Origin of the sequence: Microcoleus sp. S13_C3, assembly GCF_036700905.1 — a bacterium.
Classification (GTDB): Bacteria; Cyanobacteriota; Cyanobacteriia; order Cyanobacteriales; family Microcoleaceae; genus Microcoleus.
Map to the genome: position 1 here is coordinate 1 of NZ_JAUBPT010000283.1, position 4,937 is coordinate 4,937.

Below are 4,937 nucleotides of genomic sequence, written 5' to 3' on the forward strand. Positions count from 1 at the left end.
CTATGCCCTATGCCCTATGCCCTATGCCCTATGCCCTATGCCCTATGCCCTATGCCCGCGAGAGCACCTCATGTTACTGAGAAAGACTATACCAGATTTACCAACACAATTCGCCTAATAATTAAAACCCCCCTTTTTCAAGGGGGGTTAACAGCCGAAAATCAGCTTGATTCTCCTTACATCGAAGAACCCAAACCGGCATAAGCACCGTAGAAGAAAAGACTCACAATGGTGAGAACACCGAGGCCTGCAACAGTAGCTACCAGCCACAAAGGAATTCTGCCACTTTCACTAAACATAGCCATCACCTCACTAATTTACAGGTAAACAAATTCGATCAAACTATCGAAAGCGAACTGGGACGCCAGTTAATTAAAGAAATAACTGGAAAACAAAATACCCAAAACAAAAATCAGCAACAAACCCAAATACAAAGAAGTCCGGTTTAACTCAACAGGCTGCTCGTTGGGATTAGGAACGCGCTCAGGCATTGTAAACTCCTATCGTTGAATAAATTGCATTGCTGCGATCGCGCCCAAAAAGAAAATGGTTGGGACACCTAAAGTATGAACTGCCAACCAGCGCACCGTAAAAATCGGATACGAAATTGGCTCATTATTTGGGGTTCTACTCGTCATTTTTCCAAATCCTTGTTAAATTACTTGGCAATGAACTGATCTACTTGTTTCTTAGCTTCAAAGCGATCCGAGATAATCGGCACTTCTTCGCGCTGCGGTGTGAAATATTGGTTAGGGCGAGGAGTTCCGAAAGCATCGTAAGCCAAACCCGTTTGCACAAACAGCCATCCAGCAATAAACAAAGCCGGAATGGTGATGCTGTGAATTACCCAATAACGGATACTTGTAATAATGTCCCCAAACGGACGTTCTCCAGTTGTACCAGCCATTTAGAATCCTCCTTTCAACAACAAATTGACAGACAATCTCTCTTACTATTCTACTATCAAGCAGCTTGCGCTGAACCTTGATATTTAAGTAGAGTACCGCTCGCGCCGATCACAAATCCGCGATCGGGGCCCATAAAGACAATCCTGTAAAAATTAGCGGGAACATCTTCAACTTCGCGGTCTTTTAGCCAAGTTTTCCCGCCGTCCAAACTGCACAGCAAATTGCCGCCGCCGCCGGCTACCCAAACTTCATTATCAGTCCGGTAAGCCATGTCCAGCAAACCCCAACTCGCCTTGCGATCGGGAAAAAACGGTTTTCCCCAACCTTCAGGATTGGACGGATCGCTAAACTGAATTTGACCGCCGCGGGCGAGCATCCACAAACGCCCGTCCTTGGTAAAGCCCATATTTTGCAGGCGGCGAGAACTATTGCGGTTGTGAGGTTCCCAAGCTTCTTGTCCTGGTTTCCACACCGAGTAGAAATTGCCCTTCGAGGAAACCGCAACATACTGCCCGTTTTCAGAACGGTTGATATTGCGAACTACCCCAAAAGAATCCTGCACGACAGCTTTCCAATTTTTGCCGCCGTCGGAAGTCCGGTAAATCGCCCCGACATCGGTCGTCATCTCGGCGGAATTCGGGCCCAATGCTGCGATCGTACTCGGAGAACCTGGCAACTGACTGCTCAAAGCAATCCGCGTCCAAGACTGGCCCTCGTCGTTCGTGTGGAGCAAAACAGAAGGCTGGCCGACAATCCAGCCTTCGGAACCCGAAAAACTCACCGACGCAAAACGCGACCTAGGATCGTCGATATCCAGTGCTATGGACTTCCAGCTAGTACCGCCGTCGAGCGTTTCGAGCAGAGTCGCCTCAGAACCCACAACCCAGCCGTGCTGAGGATTGCCCGTAAAGGCAATATCCTGCAAATTAGCTTCCGTCGGCAAGGAAATCACTTGCCAGGGGTTGTAACTCACAGAACCGATGGTGCTGCAACTCGTACAGATGAGCGCAGCGGCCAATAACATTACAATTCGTTGCCAAAATCTCACAATCGTTTTACTGCAAACCATACATACTAAGTAACAACAAGAAACCAACGACCAAGCCGCCAAAAATCAGCAAACTTTTCTGACCTTCGGTCATGCCGTTGACACCGACACCGTAGCGCTGATTTGCCTTAAATCCCGATACCCCTTCCATCTGACCGAGATTTTGAAACACCGATTTGCGCGCCCCGCAAACGGGACAGACCCAAGTTTGGGGCAAATCTTCAAAAGCCGTGCCCGGGGCAATGTCAATTTTAGGATTTCCCTTTTTCGGCTCATAGACGTAGCCGCAGGCGCGGCACTCGTGCCGATCGAGGGTTTTGGTTTCAGTAGCTCGATCGCTCATAAAATCTCTAGGAGTGTGGAAACCGCGTACCTTGATGGTCACGTATGAAACAGGACGCTGAATAAATTCAGAGTCCCCGAAAGGGGTTGGATAAGTAGAGGAGTAGTGCTTATCCATTTCCCTGTATGCCGGGAAGCGCCTTGCTACTCCAGTAATGTTAGCTTCGCCAATGTTATCGGTCGGTACTTTCCCAGAGACACTTCCTTAACCCCTTACAGATGTTTAATCCCTAGGTTACAGAGCAAGGAACTAGCTACGGATTCCTTGGTGTGAACTTGAACTCTTGCCGATAACGTAGCCCCGAAAGGGGACTGAGGCTGATCAACTTGGGGCTTCAGTTTTTATGCCCGAAGCCCGCGACTTGCCGTCGGGGGTAGTTGACAGCTCAAAAAGAGTAGGTAAGCTAATCTTAAAATATACATTAAAAATTATTGCAGAAGATGGAGGATTAATCTCAACTAACTCGTAATTTTAGCTACCCACAATCTATATAATGTAAAGACAAGTTACAGAACCCTTTCACCTAGGCAGTAATTATTCACCGTGTTTGCACTCAGCGGCTACGAGTATTTCTTAGGCTTCCTGTTAATTTCCAGCCTAGTCCCTATCCTCGCCCTCACGGCGTCTAAGGTACTGCGGCCCAAAAGTCGTCCCTACGACCGCCGCACTACCTACGAATCTGGCGTCGAGCCAATCGGCGGAGCCTGGATTCAGTTCAACATCCGATATTATATGTTCGCCCTGGTCTTCGTCATCTTCGACGTAGAAACAGTCTTCCTCTATCCTTGGGCGGTTGCTTTCAACCAGCTAGGACTGTTGGCTTTCATCGAAGCCTTGTTTTTTATCACGATCCTCGTTATTGCTCTTGTCTATGCATGGCGCAAAGGAGCCTTGGAATGGTCTTAAGTTCTGACAAATCACAAAAACCTCTAATTGTCAACCCCGCTATTCGCCCTGAAGTCACATCCGAATTGTCAGAGAACGTCATCCTAACTACGGTTGATGACCTCTACAATTGGGCGAGACTTTCGAGCTTGTGGCCGCTGCTTTACGGTACCGCTTGCTGCTTCATCGAATTTGCAGCTTTGATCGGTTCGCGCTTTGACTTCGACAGATTCGGCTTAGTACCGCGATCGAGTCCCCGACAAGCCGACTTGATCATCACCGCCGGCACAATTACCATGAAGTACGCCCCCATCTTGGTGCGGCTGTACGAACAAATGCCCGAACCCAAATACGTCATCGCGATGGGCGCTTGCACCATCACCGGCGGAATGTTCAGCGTAGACTCCACCACAGCAGTCAGAGGCGTTGACAAACTGATTCCCGTAGATGTGTACATCCCCGGCTGTCCCCCCCGCCCAGAAGCGATTATTGACGCAATTATCAAACTGCGGAAAAAAATCGCCAACGATTCTATGCAAGAACGGGCTAATTTGCTGCCAACCCACCGCTACTACACCAGACCCCACAAGATGAAAGTAGTAGACGACATTTTGGATGGCAAATACTTGTCAGTTCCCGGCCGGATGGCGCCTCCGAAAGAATTGACCGAAGCAATGGGAATGCCAGTACCGCCGGCCCTGCTTGCAGGACAAAAACAGGAGGTAAACCGTGGCTGAGACAGAAACCTCAATTGTTGAAGCCGGGAAGGTTTCCCAGTGGTTGACTCAGAATGGCTTTGAACACGAAGCTTTAGCGGCCGATAATTTGGGCGTGGAGATATTAAAGGTCGATCGAGACTTCTTAATTCCGATGTCAACAGCACTGTATGCCTACGGGTTTAATTATATGCAGTGCCAGTGCGCCTACGACCAAGGCCCGGGACAAGATTTAGTCAGCGTCTACCACTTGGCTAAGCTGACAGACAATGCTTCCAAGCCTGAAGAAGTCCGCGTCAAAGTATTCATTCCCCGCGAAGATCCCAGAGTGCCATCAGTCTACTGGATTTGGAAAGCAGCCGACTTTCAAGAGCGGGAATCCTACGATATGTACGGCATAGTCTATGAAGGACATCCGAATCTGAAACGGATTTTGATGAACGAAGATTGGGTAGGCTGGCCGCTGCGGAAAGATTACATTTCCCCTGATTTCTACGAATTGCAAGACGCTTATTAATAGAGTTTTGCGAGGGCGGGTTTAGAGCATAAAATGGGACTTTTGCGGTCAAGTTTTATGCGAAATCCGCCCTCTGTTTTTTGGCTAATTTTGATTTTTTAACCGCAGATACCCGCCAACTCCCTATGACAACTCTGACCGTAGAAATTCTTTGTTCTGAGGCGGCAATATTTTCAGCCGCCGAGTCTCAACACCCAGAACCTCTGCTTTACGGCATCACAGACGGAAAGGCTGTTGGGACATATTTGGAGCAAAAGTTCAGACTCTATCTCAAGCAAAAATATGAATTTATAGATGGCAATTCAGCAAGCGGCATCGATTTCCCAGGAATATTGGTTGACGTGAAGGTAACAAGCATTAGGCAACCGCAGTCGTCATGTCCTTTTAAATCTGCAAGGCAAAAGATTTTTGGACTGGGATATTCACTGATTATCTTTGTTTACGAAAAGACAGACAACAGTACGATACGAACTGCAACCCTGAATATTTTGCATACAATTTACGTAAGTGCCGAAAGAAC

The 4,937-nt window shown here is 48.0% G+C and carries 10 protein-coding genes; 4 read left to right on the forward strand and 6 right to left on the reverse strand.

What is annotated here, in order from left to right; all coding sequences use genetic code 11:
- Nucleotides 1–176: 176 nt before the first annotated feature.
- From QUA16_RS35650 to QUA16_RS35675, 6 genes are all read right to left on the reverse strand, one after another.
- The gene (locus QUA16_RS35650; RefSeq protein WP_333109398.1) at nucleotides 177–299 is read right to left on the reverse strand and encodes a photosystem II reaction center protein J; all 123 of its coding nucleotides are present in this window, start codon (nucleotides 297–299) and stop codon (nucleotides 177–179) included.
- A 69-nt stretch (nucleotides 300–368) separates the two neighbouring features.
- Nucleotides 369–491, reverse strand: a complete 123-nt coding sequence (locus QUA16_RS35655) for a photosystem II reaction center protein L (protein ID WP_015176850.1) — start codon at nucleotides 489–491, stop codon at nucleotides 369–371.
- A gap of 9 nt (nucleotides 492–500) precedes the next feature.
- The gene (psbF, locus tag QUA16_RS35660; RefSeq protein ID WP_006635504.1) at nucleotides 501–638 is read right to left on the reverse strand and encodes a cytochrome b559 subunit beta; all 138 of its coding nucleotides are present in this window, start codon (nucleotides 636–638) and stop codon (nucleotides 501–503) included.
- Between the two features lie 20 nt (nucleotides 639–658).
- The gene (psbE, locus tag QUA16_RS35665; RefSeq protein ID WP_006635503.1) at nucleotides 659–907 is read right to left on the reverse strand and encodes a cytochrome b559 subunit alpha; all 249 of its coding nucleotides are present in this window, start codon (nucleotides 905–907) and stop codon (nucleotides 659–661) included.
- Nucleotides 908–963: 56 nt separating this feature from the next.
- On the reverse strand, nucleotides 964–1,977 hold the full coding sequence (locus tag QUA16_RS35670) for a photosynthesis system II assembly factor Ycf48 (RefSeq protein ID WP_333109396.1): 1,014 nt from the start codon (nucleotides 1,975–1,977) through the stop codon (nucleotides 964–966).
- A complete protein-coding gene (locus QUA16_RS35675) occupies nucleotides 1,964–2,299 on the reverse strand; it encodes a rubredoxin (protein WP_333109400.1) in 336 nt (111 codons plus the stop codon). The genes QUA16_RS35670 and QUA16_RS35675 overlap by 14 nt, the downstream gene beginning before the upstream one ends.
- Nucleotides 2,300–2,842: 543 nt before the next feature.
- Between QUA16_RS35675 and ndhC the strand changes: the two genes are divergently transcribed.
- The 4 genes from ndhC to QUA16_RS35695 all read left to right on the forward strand — a co-directional run.
- The gene (gene ndhC / locus QUA16_RS35680) at nucleotides 2,843–3,205 is read left to right on the forward strand and encodes a photosynthetic/respiratory NAD(P)H-quinone oxidoreductase subunit C (RefSeq protein WP_006635500.1); all 363 of its coding nucleotides are present in this window, start codon (nucleotides 2,843–2,845) and stop codon (nucleotides 3,203–3,205) included.
- Nucleotides 3,196–3,921, forward strand: coding sequence for a photosynthetic/respiratory NAD(P)H-quinone oxidoreductase subunit K (gene ndhK, locus QUA16_RS35685; RefSeq protein ID WP_333084553.1), 726 nt, complete (start codon nucleotides 3,196–3,198; stop codon nucleotides 3,919–3,921). The genes ndhC and ndhK overlap by 10 nt, the downstream gene beginning before the upstream one ends.
- A complete protein-coding gene (locus QUA16_RS35690) occupies nucleotides 3,914–4,417 on the forward strand; it encodes an NAD(P)H-quinone oxidoreductase subunit J (protein ID WP_333109395.1) in 504 nt (167 codons plus the stop codon). Before ndhK ends, QUA16_RS35690 begins: the two co-directional genes overlap by 8 nt.
- A 125-nt stretch (nucleotides 4,418–4,542) precedes the next feature.
- The coding region (locus tag QUA16_RS35695) for a restriction endonuclease (RefSeq protein WP_333181768.1) at nucleotides 4,543–4,937 on the forward strand (395 nt) is incomplete at its 3' end.

What these genes read in the sequence shown, in the direction of transcription:
- QUA16_RS35650 (WP_333109398.1), bottom strand. Translation starts at nt 299, where the DNA reads ATGTTTAGTGAAAGTGGCAGAATTCCTTTGTGGCTGGTAGCTACTGTT.
- QUA16_RS35655 (WP_015176850.1), bottom strand. Translation starts at nt 491, where the DNA reads ATGCCTGAGCGCGTTCCTAATCCCAACGAGCAGCCTGTTGAGTTAAAC.
- psbF (WP_006635504.1), bottom strand. Translation starts at nt 638, where the DNA reads ATGACGAGTAGAACCCCAAATAATGAGCCAATTTCGTATCCGATTTTT.
- psbE (WP_006635503.1), bottom strand. Translation starts at nt 907, where the DNA reads ATGGCTGGTACAACTGGAGAACGTCCGTTTGGGGACATTATTACAAGT.
- QUA16_RS35670 (WP_333109396.1), bottom strand. Translation starts at nt 1,977, where the DNA reads ATGGTTTGCAGTAAAACGATTGTGAGATTTTGGCAACGAATTGTAATG.
- QUA16_RS35675 (WP_333109400.1), bottom strand. Translation starts at nt 2,299, where the DNA reads ATGAGCGATCGAGCTACTGAAACCAAAACCCTCGATCGGCACGAGTGC.
- ndhK (WP_333084553.1), top strand. Translation starts at nt 3,196, where the DNA reads ATGGTCTTAAGTTCTGACAAATCACAAAAACCTCTAATTGTCAACCCC.